At 71.2% G+C, this 17,793-nt stretch carries 15 protein-coding genes; 2 read left to right on the top strand and 13 right to left on the bottom strand.

The annotated features are described in order from the left end of the window. Positions 1-30 precede the first annotated feature (30 nt). From FSYMDG_RS11465 to FSYMDG_RS11445, 5 genes are read right to left on the bottom strand one after another with little or no spacing between them, the layout of a single operon-like run. Positions 31-1,689 carry an MFS transporter gene (locus tag FSYMDG_RS11465; protein ID WP_013873652.1) on the bottom strand — a complete coding sequence of 553 codons (1,659 nt, stop codon included), beginning with the start codon at positions 1,687-1,689 and terminating at the stop codon, positions 31-33. Further along, a complete protein-coding gene (locus tag FSYMDG_RS11460; RefSeq protein WP_013873651.1) occupies positions 1,686-2,648 on the bottom strand; it encodes a TIGR01777 family oxidoreductase in 963 nt (320 codons plus the stop codon). Before FSYMDG_RS11460 ends, FSYMDG_RS11465 begins: the two co-directional genes overlap by 4 nt. Before the next feature lie 47 nt (positions 2,649-2,695). Continuing rightward, positions 2,696-3,151: an anthrone oxygenase family protein gene (locus FSYMDG_RS11455; protein ID WP_013873650.1), complete on the bottom strand. Its 456-nt coding sequence runs from the start codon at positions 3,149-3,151 to the stop codon at positions 2,696-2,698. Between the two features lie 3 nt (positions 3,152-3,154). Continuing rightward, positions 3,155-3,463, bottom strand: coding sequence for an antibiotic biosynthesis monooxygenase family protein (locus FSYMDG_RS11450; RefSeq protein WP_013873649.1), 309 nt, complete (start codon positions 3,461-3,463; stop codon positions 3,155-3,157). Next, positions 3,460-3,783 carry an antibiotic biosynthesis monooxygenase family protein gene (locus FSYMDG_RS11445; RefSeq protein WP_043603509.1) on the bottom strand — a complete coding sequence of 108 codons (324 nt, stop codon included), beginning with the start codon at positions 3,781-3,783 and terminating at the stop codon, positions 3,460-3,462. Before FSYMDG_RS11445 ends, FSYMDG_RS11450 begins: the two co-directional genes overlap by 4 nt. Positions 3,784-4,486: 703 nt before the next feature. On the opposite strand from FSYMDG_RS11445, the gene FSYMDG_RS11440 reads away from it, so the two are divergent. Continuing rightward, complete coding sequence (locus FSYMDG_RS11440; protein WP_013873647.1) at positions 4,487-6,205, top strand: O-antigen ligase family protein; 1,719 nt, start codon at positions 4,487-4,489, stop codon at positions 6,203-6,205. On the opposite strand, the gene thrS is transcribed toward FSYMDG_RS11440, so the two are convergent. From thrS to FSYMDG_RS23095, 7 genes are all read right to left on the bottom strand, one after another. After that, positions 6,159-7,991 (bottom strand): threonine--tRNA ligase, encoded by a 1,833-nt coding sequence (gene thrS, locus FSYMDG_RS11435; protein ID WP_013873646.1) that lies wholly within the window; start codon positions 7,989-7,991, stop codon positions 6,159-6,161. The genes FSYMDG_RS11440 and thrS overlap by 47 nt on opposite strands. 346 nt (positions 7,992-8,337) lie before the next feature. Further along, complete coding sequence (locus FSYMDG_RS11430) at positions 8,338-9,318, bottom strand: SDR family NAD(P)-dependent oxidoreductase (RefSeq protein ID WP_013873645.1); 981 nt, start codon at positions 9,316-9,318, stop codon at positions 8,338-8,340. Next, complete coding sequence (locus tag FSYMDG_RS26830) at positions 9,318-10,445, bottom strand: lipopolysaccharide biosynthesis protein (RefSeq protein ID WP_013873644.1); 1,128 nt, start codon at positions 10,443-10,445, stop codon at positions 9,318-9,320. The genes FSYMDG_RS11430 and FSYMDG_RS26830 overlap by 1 nt, the downstream gene beginning before the upstream one ends. 4 nt (positions 10,446-10,449) lie before the next feature. After that, positions 10,450-11,667: a DegT/DnrJ/EryC1/StrS family aminotransferase gene (locus FSYMDG_RS11420; RefSeq protein ID WP_013873643.1), complete on the bottom strand. Its 1,218-nt coding sequence runs from the start codon at positions 11,665-11,667 to the stop codon at positions 10,450-10,452. A 5-nt stretch (positions 11,668-11,672) separates the two neighbouring features. Beyond that, a complete protein-coding gene (locus tag FSYMDG_RS11415) occupies positions 11,673-12,383 on the bottom strand; it encodes a sugar phosphate nucleotidyltransferase (protein WP_202797618.1) in 711 nt (236 codons plus the stop codon). Continuing rightward, entirely contained in the window at positions 12,277-13,302 is a 1,026-nt protein-coding gene (locus FSYMDG_RS27535) for a sugar transferase (RefSeq protein WP_157491006.1), read from the bottom strand. Before FSYMDG_RS27535 ends, FSYMDG_RS11415 begins: the two co-directional genes overlap by 107 nt. Positions 13,303-13,669: 367 nt before the next feature. Beyond that, a complete protein-coding gene (locus FSYMDG_RS23095) occupies positions 13,670-14,908 on the bottom strand; it encodes a glycosyltransferase family 4 protein (RefSeq protein ID WP_013873640.1) in 1,239 nt (412 codons plus the stop codon). A 211-nt stretch (positions 14,909-15,119) separates the two neighbouring features. On the opposite strand from FSYMDG_RS23095, the gene FSYMDG_RS11400 reads away from it, so the two are divergent. Next, a complete protein-coding gene (locus tag FSYMDG_RS11400) occupies positions 15,120-16,505 on the top strand; it encodes an oligosaccharide flippase family protein (protein ID WP_013873639.1) in 1,386 nt (461 codons plus the stop codon). A gap of 153 nt (positions 16,506-16,658) precedes the next feature. On the opposite strand, the gene FSYMDG_RS23090 is transcribed toward FSYMDG_RS11400, so the two are convergent. Beyond that, positions 16,659-17,723, bottom strand: coding sequence for a glycosyltransferase family 2 protein (locus tag FSYMDG_RS23090; protein WP_157491005.1), 1,065 nt, complete (start codon positions 17,721-17,723; stop codon positions 16,659-16,661). Between the last annotated feature and the right edge of the window lie 70 nt (positions 17,724-17,793).

Below are 17,793 nucleotides of genomic sequence, written 5' to 3'. Positions count from 1 at the left end.
TGTGACGTCACTGGATCATGGTTTCGACAGCTACGACTTCGATGGCCGCGGTCCCACCGGACGGGAAGCGGCCGGTTGCGGGCCCGGTGCGGCCGGCTGGGGGATCCGGTGGTGCATGGTCGCCGACTCCCGCGCGCCAGGCATCCCCACCGCGACCACGATCACCCCGAGGAGCCCCGCGAGTGCGCACCCGATCGCCGTGCTGTGCATCGCCGAGACGAAGGCGTCGGACGCGTCGGCCCACAACGTTCTCCCGGATGGTCCGAGCGACGCCGCGATGGCACGGGCGGCCTCCACCGACTCGGTCGCATCCGTCCGTGCGGGTGGGGGCACAGCGGCCAGGTGCGGCTCCAACTCGTCCCGGTACCGGACGGCGAGCAGCGAGCCGAGCACGGCGATGCCCAGGGCTCCGCCGAGGTTACGGGTCACGTTGGTGATCGACGAGGCCACTCCCGCCCTGCTCGCCGGCAGCAGGCCCATCACCGCCTCGGTGGCCGGGGGCATCACGTGGGCCATACCGATGCCCTGCAGGAAGAAGATCAGAAATATCACCCAGGCAGGTGAGTCCGTGTCGAGGAACGCATAGCCGAAGAAACACAGCGAGGCGAGCAGCAGACCCGCCGAGACCACCAGCCGGTAGCCGCGCCGCTCGGCCAGCTTCGGGGAGCGTGCCGAGAACATCCCGAGGCCGACGGCCAGCGGGAGCAGCGCCAGCCCGCTCTCCAGCGGGCTGTACCCGCGGATGCTCTGGAGATAGAAGACCATGAAAAAGGTCAGCCCGAAGATCGCGAAGAAGGCCAGTCCGACGGCGACGGCCGCCGCGGACATCCGACGGTCACGGAAGAGCCGGACGTCCAGCGCCGGATGGCCGATGACCAGTTCGTAGCGGACGAACGCCGCCAGGAGCGCGAGGCCACCCAGCAGCGGGCCGAGCACCCGGGCCTGCGTCCAGTCCGCGAGCCGCCCGCCCTCGACGATGCCGAAGACCAGCAGCATGATGCCGGCGATCGACAGCGCCACCCCGAGCGGGTCGAGTCGCCCGGGCGCGGGGTCACGCGACTCGGGAACCAGCGCCACGGTGCCCGCGAGCGCCACGAGCACGACGGGTATGTTGATCAGGAAGATCGATCCCCACCAGAAGTGGCCGAGCAGGATACCGCCGACGATGGGTCCGAGTACCGCGGCAAGGCCGCTCGAACCAGCCCAGATGCCGATCGCCTGGGGGCGCTGGGACGGCGGGAAGACATGCATGATGATCGACAGTGTGGCCGGCGGCAGAGCGGCCGCGCCGATTCCCATCACCACCCGCCACAGGATGAGCTGGGCTGGCGTGTCCGCGTACGCGGCGCCGACGGAGGACGCTCCAAAGATCAGAATCCCTGTCACCAGTGTGCGCCGGTGCCCGATCCGGTCACCGAGGATGCCCCAGGTGAACAGCAGCGCGGCGAAGACGAGCGTGAAGGAGTTGATCGCCCACTCGAGCTGGCTCTGGGTGGCGCCCAGCCCCTGCTCCGGATCGGCGAGGACCCGCAACGCCACGTTGATGATCGTCCCGTCGAGGACCGTGAGCAGGACCGACAGGACGAGAACCGCGAGGATCGACCAGCGGCGGGGATGGCCCGCGGCCGCTGCTGCCGAGCCCGCGGGACCGGTGGTGGGGTCGGCGGTGGGATCGGCCAGGCCGGTCATGAGCGACTCCCGGATGCGGTCGCCGTCCGTGCCGACGCCGGGTCGGCGCCGCTGGCCGCGGATGGGGCGAGGACATGGCGCAACGCCGCCTCGAGCTCGGGGAAGCTGAAGGTGAACCCGGTGTCCGACAGGCGTGCCGGCAGCGCGCGGGTGCTGCGCAGCAGGGTTTCCTCCGCGAAGGAGCCGAGCGCCTTGCGCAGGACGAACGGCGGCACGGCCAGCACGGCCGGCCGGCCCAGGATACGGCCGAGGGTGCGCGCGTACTCGGCGTTGGTCACCGGGTTCGGTGAGACGGCGTTGACCGGCCCGGACACCTCCGGGTGTTCCAGGACGTGCTGGCACGCCCGGGCCGCATCCAGCCTCGTCACCCACGCCAGGTATCGGCGGCCGCGGCCGATGCGCCCGCCCAGACCGCGCCGAAACCGCGGCAGGAGGAAGTGGAGCATGCCCTGGTCCGGGGCCTGAACCACGCCGACGCGCAGGTTGACCACGCGCAGGCCGCCGTCGGCGGCGACCATCGCGGCGGCTTCCCGGTCACCCCCGAGTTCCGCGAGGAAGCCCTGCCCCGGTGGACTGTCCTCCGTCAGTGTCTCGTCGGTGCGCCCGAGGCCGTAGTACCCGATCGCCGCCGCGTTCACCAGGGTGCGCGGGGCGTACCGGCCGGTAGCCAGCTGTTCGGCGAGACGCCGTGTCACCTCCACCCGGGACGACCGGATGCGGTGGCGTACCTGCGGATCTTCCCAGCGGCCGAGGATGTTCTCGGCGGCGAGGTGCACCACCGCCTCGGCCCGTTCCAGGGTCGCGGGGTCGACCGAGCCGGTCGTGGGGTCCCAGCGTGCCTCGTCGGGAGCGGCCGGCTCCCGACGGACCAGGCGTACGACGTCGTGCTCGGCCGCGCGCAGCAGTGGCACGAGATCGCTGCCAAGGTGCCCGGACGCACCCGTCACCGCAATGATCATTGCTTTTCCTTCTCCATCTCATGACACCGCCGGTCGTGTCCGTCCACTCACAGCACTGTCGCGGCCGCGCTGTCCAGGGCGAGCCCGACCACTGCCAGGGCGAAGCGCAGCCGGTTGCCCCATGCCCAGCGCCGCCGCACCGCCTCCCAGTTCGGCGGCGGATGGCCGGGATCCCAGGCGCGGATCCGGCGGTTCAACACGACGTTGACACTTTCCGACACAATTCCGACACCTATCGTGCAGAGGAGTCCGGCGCCGAAGAGCACCTGGGAGGCGGTCGAGGACGCGGCCACGATCGCGGCGACCGTGAGCAGTGCCTTGACCCTGGCCAGCCAGGGCATGAACGGGTCGAATCTGCTGTCGAGAAATGTCAGGGTGGGGACGTACCGGCCCGCCGGCAGCGAGGCGAAATACGGTACGACGGCTTTCTCCACCGCGAACAGCGCGCCGGCGAGCAGCCCCGCGCCGATCACCACCGCCACCGCGATTGTCGCTGCGAGCACCGGTCACCCTCGCTGGTCCGCCGGGCGCACCGCGACCTCGTACACCGCGCGCTGGAACGTCCGCTCCAGATACGGCACGAGCGGCCCGGTACGCGCGGTGTGAGCGGGGTCGCTGACCCAGGCCGTGAAGCGGCGCTCGTCCTCCCATTCCGCTAACAACAGGTAGCGGTTGCTCCCCGGCTCGCGCAGGAGCTCGTCGGCGATATGCCCGTCGACGCCGCGCATCTGCACCGCGACCTGGCGGTATGCCTCCTCGAACTCCTTCTCGCCGCCCTTGGGAGCCTCCGTGTACAACATCACTCTGATGGTCATGCGTCCTCCGTCGACGTCAGACACGGGCCGGTTATCGCGTCCCGTACCTCGTAGACGCGCCGCTGCGCGTCCTCCCGCAGGTCACGCAGCGCGGTGGTGAGCCGTTCGCGGTGATCGCTGCCGCCGAACGCCTCCAGGCGCTGCCGGTCCACCCAGTCGCTGGTGATGACGTACGTACGCGGATCGGTGAGATCGCGGATGAGCGCCTGGCCGAGGTTTCCTGGAACCTGCGCAATTTCCTTGGCCGCTTCACGCCAGGCCCGCTCGAACGCGTCCTCGCAGCCCGGACGCACCCGCATCCGTAACTCCGCCCTGATCATGTCTGCCATCTCCGCCCCCTTCGGCGACACCAGTCCCTCGGAGTTCAGCCGTCGGTGACGTCGACGAAACGCCCGCGCGGCCCTGACCCGCGGGCGTGTTTGTGCGCCCGGATGATGCCGCGTCAGGGATACCCGGCCGTACGGCTGAAGCTGGAAACGTCCGCAGTGCGCACCCGTGGCCCACGGCTCCTACTGGGACGTGTTCCACGCTACGGGTGGTCGGCGGCGGCGTCTTCAGGCTCAGGTCTGGGTTTTCGACATCCATCCCGGGACGGAGACATGCCGTTTCCCGACTCACGACCTTTCAGCCCGGGGCCTTACCGACCTGGGATCCTGGGATGCGGTACGGCACCACCGGCTTCCCGCTATCACCCGCCTACGACGAAACGCCTACGACGAAAGTCGTAGGCCGTAGGTCGCCATCCATGCGGGAGCGTGCCCGCCGAACCGCTCGCGAACGTGGACGAGCCCCTCTCGCGGCATCGGCGCCCACCACCCGCATCCGGCGTAGACGAACTACCGCGTCCGCGGGACCCGCACGCGGCCGGGCCGGCATACGGTCGACCACGGCAGGCGGAGACATGGCGGTGACGAACCGTCAGGCAGGCCGGCGACGGACCAGCGCCGTGCGGACCGGGAGGGTGCACGTGCCTCGACGAGCTGGCCGGACGATCTCCGGCAGCGCGACCGCCCAGCGGTGGTGATGCGGACAGCCGCCGCGCGGGCCGCCCGCCCGCGGCCGCCGGGTGCCAGCCGGCTCGGCGCGGCGGGGCCCGCCCTACCGGATCCCGGTAGGGCGGCACCCGGCCGGCCGGAGACGGTGGTCGCCGTCGCCGCCGCCGTCGGTGCCGCGCTCGTCGGTGCCGCCCTGGCCGAACGGGTGTGGATGGGCCTGGCGCTGCTGGTGTTCGTGCTGTACGTCGCCCTGACCACCGTGAACCTGCGGCTCGCCATCGCCCTGTGGACGCCGACGCTGTTCCTCGAGGCCGTCCCGGCCTTCAACCTCGCCGCGAAAGCGGCCGGTCTGGTCATCATCCTGCGCTGGCTCACGGCGCCGCGCGGACCAACACCGACCCAGTGGACGGCGGGGAGCCCGGCGGGACAGCCGGCGGAGCCAGAACGGCCAGTGGGACGCGGGGCTTGGTGGGGGGCCTGGTGGACGACGGGGCGCGCCGGCGTCGACTTCTCCGCGCTTCGGCAGCGGCCGGGGCTCGTCACCGTGGGCATGCTGTTGCTGACGTGGCTGTCGCTGTCGTTGCTGTGGGCCGTCGACATCGGGGCCGCCGCCACCGACCTGTGGCACTGGTGGGCGCTGGTAATGATCTTCGTCGTGGTGAGCACGGCAATGGCCGACATGCGGGCCGTTCGCATGGCCGCCGGCGCGTTTCTCGCCGGTGCGGTGCTCTCGGTCGCCGTCGGCCTGGCCGGCGCCGGCCCGTGGCCGAGCAACCCCGCGGGCCTGGCTGGAGCCCCCCGGTTGCAGGGCGGGGCGGGTGATCCCAACTTTCTCGCCTCGTGGCTGGTGGCGGGGCTGATCCTGGCGGTCGGTCTCATCGCGGCGAGCGAGAGCAGGGCGCTGCGCCGGCTCCTGCTCGCGGCCAGCGGCCTCGCCGCCGTCGGGCTCGCCGCGACCCTCTCCCGTGGGGCGTTCGTCGCCGCCGGTGCCAGCGCCTTTGCCGCGCTCGTCCTGCTGCGGCGCCACCGTCGGCGGGTGGCCGGGCTGATCCTGCTTGTCACGGCCGCGGCCACCGCCTGGCTGGCGACGTCACCCGCGGCCTGGGAGCGCATCACGACGAACGACCGCGGGGACGGCCGGGTGGACCTGTGGAAGGTCGCCTGGAGCGTCGTGCGGGACCATCCGGTCCTGGGGGTCGGGCTGAACAACTACACGGCGGTGGAGAGCGACTACGTGCGCCGGGTCGGTCCCGTGCCCTGGCTCGACATCATCATCAGCCGCGCGCACGAGGTGCACAACGCCTATCTCCAGCTGCTCGCGGAGAACGGGATCGTCGGGGTAGTGCTGTTCCTGGCTTTTCTCATCCTCTGCCTGCGGTCGATGTTCCTCGCCACCCGGCGTTTCGACGCGCTCGGTGACCGGCGGAACGCGACGGTGGCGAGCGCGGTTCTGCTGGCCACGTTCAGCATGGCCGTTTCGGGTGTCTTCCTGTCCAACGCCATAGACAAGCGCCTGTGGTTCCTGCTCGCGCTGGGGCCGGCGCTGCTGCGGGCGGCAACCGACAGTCCGCGTCCACCCGTGGAGCACGCGTCACCGCCGGGTGTCTTTCTCTCACCAGCAGCCTGTGCGGTGGAAGAAAGACACCCGGCGGGAAAGGAAGACCGGAGACCCGCAGACAAGCCCGGTGTCCGGGACGGGATCAGCCGGCCGGATCCAGGTCGAGGGTCATGGCACGGTCGGCGATGAGCCGGCCCAGCTTCTCGATCAGTTCTGGGACGGGCCGTGAGCCCAGGTTGCGCCGCCCGCGGGCGCGGACGGACACCGAGTCGTTCTCCAGCTCACGGTCACCGATGACCGCGACGTAGGGCACCTTCTGCTGCTCGGCCCTGCGGATCTTCGCCTGCATCGTGTTGTCGCTGTCGTCGAGTTCCGCGCGGATTCCCGCGTCGACCAGGCGGCGCCAGACGGCGGCGGCGCCGTCGGCCTGCCGGTCGCTGATCGGGACGACCCGCACCTGCACCGGGGCGAGCCACACCGGGAACGCCCCGGCGAAGTGCTCGATGAGGAACGCGACGAAACGCTCGTGCGAGCCGAGCGGCGCCCGGTGCAGGACAACCGCCTGCTCCGCCTCACCGTGCCGGTTGGTGAAGGTCAGGCCGAACTGTTCGGGCATGTAGAGGTCGACCTGGTTCGTCGACGCGGCGAACTCCCGGCCGGTGACCGAGGTGAGGACGAAGTCGACTTTCGGCCCGTAGTGCGCCGCGCCGCCGATGTCCTCGATGTAGGGAATGCCGGACTGTTCCATGGCGTCGCGGGTGATGCGTTCGGCCTCCTGCCACATCAGCTCGTCGCCGTGGTATTTCTCGGTGTTCTTCGGATCCCGCAGCGCGAGGACCATGTGGTAGTCCTCGATGCCGAGCTTGTCGTAGTAGAGGGCGTGCAGCCGCATGACGGCGAGGAACTCGTCGATGGCCTGTTCCCGCGTGCAGTAGATGTGCGCGTCGTTCTGGGAGAAACCGCGCACCCGCATCATCCCGAACAGCTGCCCGGACCGCTCGTAGCGGTAGACCGTCCCGTATTCGGCGAGCCGCAGCGGCAGTTCCCGGTAGCTGCGCGGGCGTGCCTTGTACACCATGTGGTGGTGCGGGCAGTTCATCGGCTTGAGGTAGTACTCCTCGCCATCGATGTCGATGGGCGAGTAGAGGTCGTCCGCATAGTACGGAAGATGCCCGGAGATGTAGTACAGGTCGCTCTTGGTGATGTGCGGGGTGACGATGCGCTGGTAGCCGTGGGCGCGTTCGACCTCCCGCGCCCAGGTTTCCAGCTCGTCGCGGACGATGGTGCCGTTCGGCAGCCACAGCGGCAGCCCCTTGCCGACCGCCGGGCTGAAGGCGAACAGGTCCAGCGCCTCACCGATGACCCGGTGGTCCCGCTTCTTCGCCTCCTCCAGCTGCCACAGGTAGTGACGCAGCTCCTTGGGGGAGTCCATCACGGTCCCGTAGATCCGCTGGAGCTGCTGGCGTTTCTCGTCGCCTCGCCAGTAGGCGCCGCTGACCCGCAGCAGCGCCACCGCGTCGGGATGGATCGCGCTGCTGTCCTCGATGTGCGGCCCGCGGCAGAGGTCCTCGAAGTCACCGCTTTCGTAGACCGACAGCTCGACCGGCCCCTCGATCGGCTCGCCGTTGTCGTCGACGCCGCCGGCGACGATGTCGCGGATGAGTTCCAGCTTCAACGGCTGATCGGCGAACCTGGTGACGGCCTCGTCCGTGGTCAGCTCGTGCCGCTCGAAGCGCACGCCGTCACGGATGAGGGCGCGTACCCGCTCCTGCAGCCCGGCGAGATCCTCCGGGGTGAGGGGGCGCGGGAGCGCGAAGTCGTAGTAGAAGCCGTCCCGGGTCGGCGGGCCGACGCCCAGTTTGGCGTCCGGGAACTTCTCCAGCACCGCGTGGGCGAGCAGGTGCGCCACCGAATGGCGTTTGGCGTAGAGCGTGGATGCCCGGTACTCGGCGTCCGTCTGGGGGACCTTGCTCATGACCGCCCCCCGCTCTGGCTACCGTGGGCGCCGGTCAGCGATGACCGGCCGCCGGGCCTTCTTTCACACATCACGTCGTCCTTGCCCTGTCTGCCCTGTCCGTGTCTGCTGCCCTGCCCGCCGGGTCCGCATGCCGACCCCCACGGGCGTGGGGAGCGGTCGGCTCACCGGTTCGGCGGCGTCACCGCCGTAGCACCGTCCGGCATGACCGGACACACCCGTAACTGGATGCGCTGGTGTCCCGCCGCCGACACGCCCTGTTCCCAGCAGACCTTACTCGATACGGGAGTCGCCGATATCGACCCGCTGGCGGGGCGGTCGGGGCCGCCTCAGTCACCCGCGGCGGTCATCTCGAGTATTCACCGACGCGGAACCGGCTCATGTTCGACTTGATCCATCCGATCGTCGCCGTGAGCCCGGCGTCGAGGTCGACCTGGGGGGCCCAGCCGAGCAGCTCGCGGGCCAGCGCCGGATTCGACACCAGCCGTGCGACCTCGCTGTGCGGCGGCCGCAGCCGGGTCTCGTCGACGTTGACGGTCAGTTTCCGGCCCAGCAGGTCGCCGACCGCGGTGACGAGTTCCGCCACCGAGACGTCGTGCCCGGTCCCCAGGTGGACGGTCCGGCCGACGGCGGCGTCGGACTGCGCCGCGGCGAGGAAACCGGCGACGGTGTCCGAGACGAAGGTGAGGTCCCGGCGGGTGTCGAGCTCCCCGAGGCGCAGCGTCCCACCGGCCAGCGCCTGCGTGATGACGGTGGTCGTGACCGCGCGGGCCGACTGGTGCGGGCCGTAGGTGTTGAACGGCCTGAGCACGGTCACCGGCAGCTGGTGCGAGCGGTGGAACGCGCCCATCAGCTGGTCGCCGCCTGTCTTGCTGGCGGCGTAGGGGGACTGCGCCGTCAGCGGATGCTCCTCGGTCATGGGGGCGGTGCGGGCGGTGCCGTACACCTCGCTCGTCGAGGTGTGCACGACCCGGCCCACCCCCGCGCGCAGCGCGGCCTCGGCGACGTTCAGCGTCCCGAGCACGTTCGTTTCGAAGAAGTCCCGGGCGTTGACGTAGGAGTACGGGATGGCGATCTGCGCCCCGAGGTGGAAGACGACGTCCGCGCCGCTGACCGCCCGCTGCACCGACTCGACGTCGCGCAGATCACCGAAGACGACCTCCATGTCACGTACGACGTGCTGGTCGTGCCATTCCAGGCTGCCCCTCTCGCCCCGGGAGTTGTACCGGAGAAAGGCACGGACGCGGCTGCCACCGCATACGAGCGCGGCGGCCAGATGCCCGCCGATGAACCCGCCCGCCCCCGTGACGAGCGCTGTTCGCGCCATTACCGGGCGGGCCCGGTCGGCTGGCCGTCCAGCGCCCGCACCGTGGGGGCCACCCCGGCCTGTGTGTCCACGGTGGACGCCTGCGGTCCGGGTGACGGTGACGGGGACGCGCCGTCGGCCGCCGTGTCCGCTGCCGGTACCGTGCCTGCCGATCCCATACCCGCCGGCATCACGCCCGCGGATGTCGTGCCTGCCGATACCGTGCGGGCGGACCCGTCGTCCCAGGTGGAGCCCTGCCGGCCGTGCCGTGCGCGGGCGAGCCGTTCGGCCGTGATCGCCGCTGCCGCCCCGAGGACGAGGCCGGCCAGCGTACTGATCGTCAGCACCAGCCAGGCCGGGGCGCCCGCGGCCGAGCGCGGGACCGCGGCGTCCTGCAGCAACGACATGGTGGGATCACCGCTGTCGCGGACCTGGCCCAGTTCGACCAGCCGCTGCTCAAGGCCGGCGGCGGTGGCGCTCTGCTGGCCGGCGGCGTCGCCGGGCTGGCTGCGCAGCGCGTCGAGCCTGGCCTGGGCCGCGCGGGCCGAGGAGTCGGCCAGCCGTCGCAGCGTGGCCTGCCGGGTGTCGATCAGGGAGTGCGCGTATGTGTTCGCGACATCCGCCGCGGTCCTCGCCACGGAAGCGCTGGCCACGACCTCGAGAATGTTGGTCTGTCCCTTCGGCATCACGTCGACGGTCCGCTGGACGCGTTCCGCCGTCCAGGGCGCGCCGAGCCGGGTGGCCGCGACCTGTGCGATGTCACGGTTGTCCGCGGCGGCGGCGGCGGTCTGGATCGTCCTGATCGGGTCCCCCAGGTCGCGGACGAGCGGCAGCCCGAGCAGGCTGTCGTCGTCCTGCGCCAGCGGTGTCACGAGAACGTCCGCCCTGGCGTGGTAGGTGGTCGGCCGCAGGGCGAGCGCCAGCAGACCGCCGCCGAGCGCGGCGAGCGTGACCAGGGTCACCAGCAGCCGGTGTGCCCGAAGAGCCCGCAGGTCGCCGGCGGGACGCTCGTCGTACCGCTCCCGCGCGGGGCCGTCCCGCCATGATGTCGGGGATGGCGCCGGGGGCGGTGTCGAGTGCGGCATCGGGGACGGTGTCGTGGGCCTCTCCGTCGGCGGCTCCATCGGTGGCCCCGTCGATGGCTTCATGCCGTCACCTCGCAGCCGTCTCGTCGCCGGTGTCCCGGCGCCGGGAGCTCGTTCTGGCGAGCGCCAGGGCCTTCCCCGTCGCGCTCACCACCTGTTCCTGCTGGTCGTCGCGCATGTGGGCGAACATGGGCAGGGTGACCGTCCGCGCCGCGTACCGGTCCGTCAGCGGGAGTTCCCGCCGGGGTGACCCCGGCGGGGCGGCGTGGACGGTGCTGCGGTGGACCGGCGGATAGTGGACGCTGGTCTGGACTCCCCGCTCGGACAGGTGGCCGCGGAACGCGTCCCGGTCGACGTCCGCGGGCAGGACGACGGCGAACAGATGATGCGAGCGGGCGCATCCGTCATCCACGGGTTGCCCCGGGACCGCGTCCACGGGGTGGCCCGGGATCATGACGTCGAGGTCGCCCAGCGCCTCCCGGTAGCGGGCGTCCAGCCGGGCTCGCCGCTGGTTCTCCGCGGCCAGCCGCCGCAGCCGGCAGGCGGCCAGTGTGGCCCGCGGCTCGTCGATGCGGTAGTTGTAACCGAGCGCGACGACGTCGTACGTGTGCGCGTGGCCCTGGTGACGGTCCCAGGTGAGTGTGGTCATGCCGTGGGAGCGCAGTAGCCGCACCCGGTCGGCGATGTCCGGGTCCGCGGTCACCACGACACCGCCCTCGCCGACCGCCAGGTTCTTGTTCGCGAACATGCTGAAGGCGCCGGCGGTGCCGAAGGTGCCCAGGTGGCGGCCGTGCCACCACGAGCCGGCGGCGTGCGCCGCGTCCTCGAGAAGGATCAGGCCGCGGCGGGCGCACAGGTCGCGCAGCGCCCCGATCTCCCCGGCGTGCCCGCCGTAGGCGACGTACAGGACGGCCTTCGTCCGACTGGTGATCACCTGTTCGCAGCTGGCCGCGGACAGCCACGGCCGCGCAAGCCCGGCGATGTCGGCGAAGACCGGTGTCGCGCCCGTGTAGCGCACGGCGTTGGCGGTCGCCACGAACGTCAGCGACGGGACGATCACCTCGTCGCCGGTGGTCAGCCCGACCGCGAGGCACATCAGGTGCAGCGCCGCGGTCCCGTTCGTGACCGCGACCGCGTGCCGGGTACCGACGAAGCGTGCGAAGAGGTCCTCGAACTGCCGGGTCCGCGGGCCCATGCTGAGCCATCCGGACCGGTAGGTGTCGGTCACCGCCCGTAGATCGTCGTCCTCGACGACGAGATCCGACAGCGGCACGGCCCAGTGCATCACTGTCACTGTTCCGTGAGCAGGGCGACGTCCTGGACCGCCCGCTCGTATTCCTGCGGTGTGCCGATGTCGTACCAGGGGGCGTCGCTGGAATATGCCGCGACCTTCTCACCGGCCGCGAGCAGACGCTGGACCAGCTCCGGGAACTGGCACTCACCGTCCGGGAGGTGTTTCAGCGCCCGCGGCTCGTAGATGTAGACGCCCATGCTCACGTCGTAGTGCAGCGTCGGTTTCTCCCGGTAGGCGCTGACATAGCCGTCCGTGGTCTCGAGCACGCCGAGGTCGATGTCGACCGGGTTCTTGTGGGTGGCGATGGTCAGGGCGGCGCCGGTCTCGACGTGGAAGTCGACCAGCTCGCGGTAGTCGAGGCCGGTCAGCACGTCGCCGTTCATGGCGATGAACGTCTGGTCGAGGCCGGGGACGGCCCGCAGTGCCCCGGCCGTGCCCAGCGGCTTTTCCTCCCAGTGCCAGTGCAGCTCCAGGCCCGGTTCGAGCCGGGCCTGGGAGAAATAGGCCGCGATGAGCCCTCCGAGATAGTTCACACAGAGATCTACCCGGGTCACCCCGACGGCCCGCAGCCGGTCGATGATGTGCTGCAGGATCGGGCGTTCACCGACCGGCACGAGTGGTTTGGGGATGATTGTCGTGTACGGGCGCAGCCTGGTGCCGAGACCGCCGGCAAGAACAACCGCCCTGATGTGCGACAGACCGCTCATCCCGTTCATCGACATCCCCGTCCTCGGCCCCCCGGTGCGGAATCCGCCTGCTTCGGCAGACGGCCCGTCCGGCTTGCGTGGAAGAATTCCGGACCAGCCGGAAGAGCTCTCTTCGCCCGTCACGTCCGACAGTTTTTCCGTCGTGTTCGGGCTTTCTGTGAAGCTCGGTTCTCCTGTCCCGTTCGGTTTTCCCGTCATATTCGATGTCGAAACGGCAGAACAGCACGAGGGGGGTCCACAGCAGCAGTTTGCAGTCGGTGGTGAGCCGCCGGTCAGCGGCGTACAGGCGGTCGAGCCGCACCTTCTCCGGCAGCAGGTCGTCGACGTAACGGCGCACCGGATCCCCGTCCTGCCCGGCACCGATCAGGTCGCCCTCGTCCCGGAAGACGAGCTGGGTCCATCCCGACAGGCCGGGACGGACCGTCAGGATCTCCTGGTAGGCCCGCGGGTGCAGGGCCACGAACCGGGGATCCTCCGGTCGCGGGCCGACCAGGCTCATCTGCCCGCGCAGGACGTGCCACAGCTGGGGGATCTCGTCGATGCGCCGGCGTGCGAGAAAGGCGCCGATACGGGTGAACCGTTCGTCGCCGGCCGCCGTCACCGGCGGCCCCGACATTCCCATCCGCATCTTCCGGAACTTCAGGACGGCCAGTGGCCTGCCCCGATTGCCCACCCGCAGCGCCCGGTAACACACCGGCCCTCTTGATTCGATCTTGATGGCAAGCGCGATCAGGAGCAGTGCCGGCAGGGCCAGCAGCAACAGAACGGCCGCCAGCAGCATCTCGGCGGCCAGCTTCGTCCCGGCGAGAAACGCCTCCCCACGGGTCCGCCCTGTCGTGCCCGCGGTGGTGGGCCTTCCACTGAGGACGGGTCCTTCGTTGAACGGGCGTCCCGCGGCCGGATCCGGGCGCTGCGCCACCGGGTGTTCCGTTGCCGCGGGTTCTGCCGCCGGGTGTTTCGCCACCGACGTTTCCGTCACCGATATTGTGGTGAGAGCCCGCCGGATGTGCCCGGTCGTCCCGGCCACGGCGGTCGTACGACGGACCACGTCCTCCCCCTGCTTTCCCCGTCGACCGGTGGCGTACCGCCGGCCGGGCCGGGCCCGGGATTCCCACCGGATCCGGCGTCCGGAAGCCGGACTGGACGCCTCCCGGGGCCAGGCGCTCCACCGGCCGCCAGCGGGCCTGGAAACCGCATCGCCACCGTATGTCCGCCCCCGCCACCACCGGCTCCCCCATCGGCACCAACTCCCCTACGCCGTATGTGGGTGGCGGGGGTCGTCCGGGTCACGCCTTCTCCCCGGCCTCCCCGGCGATGAAGCGGGCGACCCGGCTCGCCTCGGTTTCCAGGGTCACCGCCCGGGCGGTGACCAGGCCGTGGGCGACCAGACGATCCCGCAGGTCGGCGTCGTCGACGAGACGGTTGATCGCGGTCACCAGCCGGCCGACGTCCGAGGGCGGCACGAGCAGGCCGGCGCACCCCCCGTCGAGCGCGGCGCGCACGCCGCCGACGTCGGTCGCCACGACGGGCGTCCCGCAGGCAAAGCCCTCGATCAGCACCTGCGGCACCCCCTCGGTGAGCGAGACGTGCACGAGGATGTGTGCCTGCCGGTAGAACCGCAGCAGGGCCGGGCCGAAGGGGACGTACCCCTCGAACACGACGCGTCCGTCGACGCCGAGCCGGCGGGCGTGCCGCCGGACCGCGTCCTCCAACGGCCCGCGGCCGAGCAGCCGCAGCACATGGCGCCCCGGCCGCTGCCGTTCCAGGTGGGCGAGCGCGTCGACGAGCAGCAGGGGGTTCTTCTCCCGGTCGATACGGCCGACGGCGAGCAGTTCGATCGGCCCCGTCCAGTCACGCCGTGGCACGGCCGCGGCGACGTCCCGGGCGGGGACCAGGCTGACCGTCATCGGCAGGACCGCTGGCCGGCGCCGCTCGTGGCCGGGTGGCCCGTCCCGCCGGCGCGAACAGCGACGCCGGGAGCCGTACCCGCGGGCGAGTTCCGTTCCGACGACCGTTGTCGGCAGCCACCGCGCCAGCAGACGGTAGCCGCTGTCGAGCGCCCGGACCGGCAGGAGCGCCGGCGCCCACCGGCGGCCGGGCAGGCGGCTGCGGAAGTACGCGGGGGTGTCCTGACGGACCCCGAGGACGACCCGTCTGCGCCGCAGGAGAGCAAGCGCGATCAGGACCATCGCGAACGGGTTCGGCCCGAGCACCCATACGACGTCCACCCGCGCCAGCCCCCGCCACATCCCGGTGACGGTGCCGGCCGCCGCGCGCGCCAGCGCGCCCAGCCGGCGCAGGCTGGCGTAGTACGGCAGCGCGACGAGTTCGGTGCCGGGCGGCAGGACGTGGTCCGCGGGCCGGTCCGCGCGGAGCGTGCGGCCGAAGAGGAGCAGTCGGTCGAAGTGCTGCCCGACCGCGCAGGTGAAGAGGAGGAACGCCTGGTCGGCGGAGATCCGCGGACCGGCGGCGGTCCGCTCGAGCTGGAAGACGTCGTCGGAGTAGACGCCCAGGCGGCCGTGCATGTTCGGTCATCCTGACCCGGCTCCCGGCAGCGGGCCAGTCGCGGCACGCCGACGGCAGTGGAGACGGCGGCAGGGACGGCAATCGCAGGACCGCGAGCCGCTGGCCTGCCGTCCGCCGGGCTGGCGGGCCAGCGGGAGCGCGCAGGAGAACGCACGGCCGTAAGCGGATCGCGATCGGCGAACAGCGGACGGTGAATATATCCTTCTCAGGATGGCCGCGCCTTGGCGGGGGGATGGTGACGGCGGCCCCCGGCATCCCAACTTCGTCTCGTCGGCGCTCGCGACCTGGGGCACACAGCTTGCGGTTGCTGTCCTCTCGCTCGCCAACGTCCTGGTCGTCGCGCGGTCGCTGGGTGCCACGGGCCGGGGCGACGTCGCCTTCCTCACGGTGATCGCCTACGTCGTCTCCCAGCTCTCCCTGCTGGGCGTGGAACAGGCGAACGTCAACTTCGCCTCGGCCGAGCCCGGGCTGCGACCGGCGCTGGCGACCAACTCGGTCCTGCTCGCCCTCCTGCTGGGGACGGTCGCCGCCGGTGCGGTCGGCGGTCTGATCGCGCTCTTCCCCCAGGTCGGCGGGCATTCGTCGGCCGGGTTACGCTGGCTGGTACTCGCCTCGGTCCCGATGCTGATCCTGCAGGTCTATCTGCTGTTCCTGGCGCAGGCCGACTACGCCTTCGGGTTCGCGAACGCGGCGTACCTGCTCGCCCCGCTGGTGAACGTCAGCGTCAACGGCCTGCTCGCCGCGCTCGGCGCGCTCAGCGTCGGTGTCGCGGTCGCCGCCTGCATCGGCGGCCAAGTGCTGGGCACCGCGCTGATGGCCTGGTATGTGGGACGCCGCGCGGCCGGGTTCGGCCGTCCCGACCTGCGCCTGGCGCGACGGTCGCTCGGCTTCGGGATGAAGGCGCACGCCGGGCAGACGATGCTGCTCGCCAACTACAAACTCGACCAGTGGCTGGTGGGCGCCATCGCCGGCGCCCACCAGCTGGGTGTCTACAGCGTGGCGGTCGCCTGGGCCGAGGCGCTGTTCTACCTGCCGACGGCGCTGGCCGCCGTGCAGCGGCCGGACCTGGTGCGTTCCAGTGGGGGTGATGCCGGCCAGGAGGCCGCGGCCGTGTTCCGGGTCGCGGTCCTGACCACGCTCCTGATCGGCGCCGGTCTGGTTCTTGCCGCGCCTTTTCTCTGCGTGACCGTCTTCGGTGTCGAGTTCCAGGACTCGGTCGTCCAACTGCGTGTTCTGACGGCCGGCGCGTTCGGGGTCGTCGCGCTCAAGCTGCTGGGCAACGCGCTGACCGCGCGGGGGAAACCGCTGCTGGAGACTGCCGCGGTGGGCATCGCGTTCGTTGCCACGGTGGCGCTCGACATCGTGCTCATCCCCGGGCACGGCGGTGTCGGAGCGTCGGTCGCCTCGGTGCTGGCGTATTCGGCCGGCGGGATCGCGGTCACCATCATCTTCGCGCGGGCGTTGGGGGCCAGTTGGGGCAGCCTTGTCCCACGCTGGCATGACGCGCGGGTGCTCGGGCGCGTCGGCCGGCGCTTCTCGGCGCGGCTGGTGCCGTCCCGGGCGGCAACGGCGAACACGTTCCGCGGCGACGGGTAACCCGCTCTCCGCCTGCCGGAAAACCAGGGTGGGACGCCGCGGAAATCTGCCGCGTCCGCCCCGGTTTTCTGGTTTTCTGAATCCTGTCAGGATCTGCCGGGGCGGGACGCGGCGGATTTCGTCTCAGCCGTTTTTTGTCCAGCCGTTTTTGTCTCAGCCGGGTCGCCGCGGCCGGTCGAGAACTCCTCGCAGGGTACCAAGAGCGTAACCCGCGTGCAGCGCCCCGAAACAGGCCATGACCCTGGCGGTCATCACCGGAAATCCGTCCGGGCGGCCCCCGACGACGGTCGTGTCGGGAACGGGCCCGTCTCGGCGCGCGCGTCCGACCGCCATGGCCGCCGACAGCGACGCGGCGGCAGAATATGCGAGCACAGCAACGGCAAGGGCCGCCCGTGTCCCGGTGGCGCAGGCCGCCCGATGTGTTCTGGACGCGCAGGCCGACGCCCCCGCCAGCCCCACCAGCGCGAGCAGAAAGGACGCCGGCGCCAGATGCCGGGGCCGGAGCATGCCGTGGTGTGCCCGGCACACCCGTACCCGGGCACGGCCATATCGGTAGTACTGGCGGAACACGGCCCGCCAGGAGGGACGGGCCAGGTAGTGGAACCCGATCGAGGTGTCGAGCACTATTCGGTAACCGGCCCGCCGCAGCCGCCAGTTCAGCTCCTCGTCCTCGCCGTAGACCATGTCAGGGTCGAAAAGGCCGACGCGTTCGAGCGCCGCGCGCCGGTAGACCCCGCACTGGACGGTGTCGACGAACGCGTGTTCCGTCCGGCCCGCGTACCCGCTGTCCCCGACACCGAAGTGGGACGTGCGGGCGAGCGCGGCCGCCGCCCCGAAGCGGGTGTCACCGTGCTGCCGCGGCCGCCCGCCCACACAGGCGACGTCGGACGGGCCGTCCCGCAGCACGGCGACGGCCCGGCGCAGGAAGTCACGCTCCGGGTAGCCGTGCGCGTCCACCTTCGCGACCAGGTCGTTGGTGGAGAGCCTGATGGCGAGGTTCAACGCCGTGGGCAGGGCGCGGCGCTGCCCGTCAGCGATCACTGTCAGGCGCTGGTCGGCGGCTGCCCGCTCGTCGGCGATCGCGACGGTGCGGTCCCGCGAGCCGCCGTCGACCAGCCAGATCCGCACCAGTTCCGCCGGGTAGTCCTGGGCCAGCACCGCGTCCAGGCAGCGGCCGACGTGGCGTTCCTCGTCATATGTCGAGATGACGACGTCCACCGTTTCCGCGCCTGTCGTCTCCCGGTCCGCCGCCTCCTGGCCGGTTGTTTCTCGGCCTGTGGTGTTCTGG

The organism is Candidatus Protofrankia datiscae (genome assembly GCF_000177615.2).
GTDB classification, from domain to species: domain Bacteria; phylum Actinomycetota; class Actinomycetes; order Frankiales; family Frankiaceae; genus Protofrankia; species Protofrankia coriariae.
Note: the sequence above shows the minus strand (reverse complement) of the source record. Positions and strands in the feature narration are given on the sequence as shown.

What these genes read in the sequence shown, in the direction of transcription:
- FSYMDG_RS11465 (WP_013873652.1), bottom strand. Translation starts at nt 1,689, where the DNA reads ATGACCGGCCTGGCCGATCCCACCGCCGACCCCACCACCGGTCCCGCG.
- FSYMDG_RS11460 (WP_013873651.1), bottom strand. Translation starts at nt 2,648, where the DNA reads ATGATCATTGCGGTGACGGGTGCGTCCGGGCACCTTGGCAGCGATCTC.
- FSYMDG_RS11450 (WP_013873649.1), bottom strand. Translation starts at nt 3,463, where the DNA reads ATGACCATCAGAGTGATGTTGTACACGGAGGCTCCCAAGGGCGGCGAG.
- FSYMDG_RS11445 (WP_043603509.1), bottom strand. Translation starts at nt 3,783, where the DNA reads ATGATCAGGGCGGAGTTACGGATGCGGGTGCGTCCGGGCTGCGAGGAC.
- FSYMDG_RS11440 (WP_013873647.1), top strand. Translation starts at nt 4,487, where the DNA reads ATGCGGACAGCCGCCGCGCGGGCCGCCCGCCCGCGGCCGCCGGGTGCC.
- thrS (WP_013873646.1), bottom strand. Translation starts at nt 7,991, where the DNA reads ATGAGCAAGGTCCCCCAGACGGACGCCGAGTACCGGGCATCCACGCTC.
- FSYMDG_RS11430 (WP_013873645.1), bottom strand. Translation starts at nt 9,318, where the DNA reads ATGGCGCGAACAGCGCTCGTCACGGGGGCGGGCGGGTTCATCGGCGGG.
- FSYMDG_RS26830 (WP_013873644.1), bottom strand. Translation starts at nt 10,445, where the DNA reads ATGAAGCCATCGACGGGGCCACCGATGGAGCCGCCGACGGAGAGGCCC.
- FSYMDG_RS11420 (WP_013873643.1), bottom strand. Translation starts at nt 11,667, where the DNA reads ATGCACTGGGCCGTGCCGCTGTCGGATCTCGTCGTCGAGGACGACGAT.
- FSYMDG_RS11415 (WP_202797618.1), bottom strand. Translation starts at nt 12,383, where the DNA reads ATGAGCGGTCTGTCGCACATCAGGGCGGTTGTTCTTGCCGGCGGTCTC.
- FSYMDG_RS23095 (WP_013873640.1), bottom strand. Translation starts at nt 14,908, where the DNA reads ATGCACGGCCGCCTGGGCGTCTACTCCGACGACGTCTTCCAGCTCGAG.
- FSYMDG_RS11400 (WP_013873639.1), top strand. Translation starts at nt 15,120, where the DNA reads ATGGCCGCGCCTTGGCGGGGGGATGGTGACGGCGGCCCCCGGCATCCC.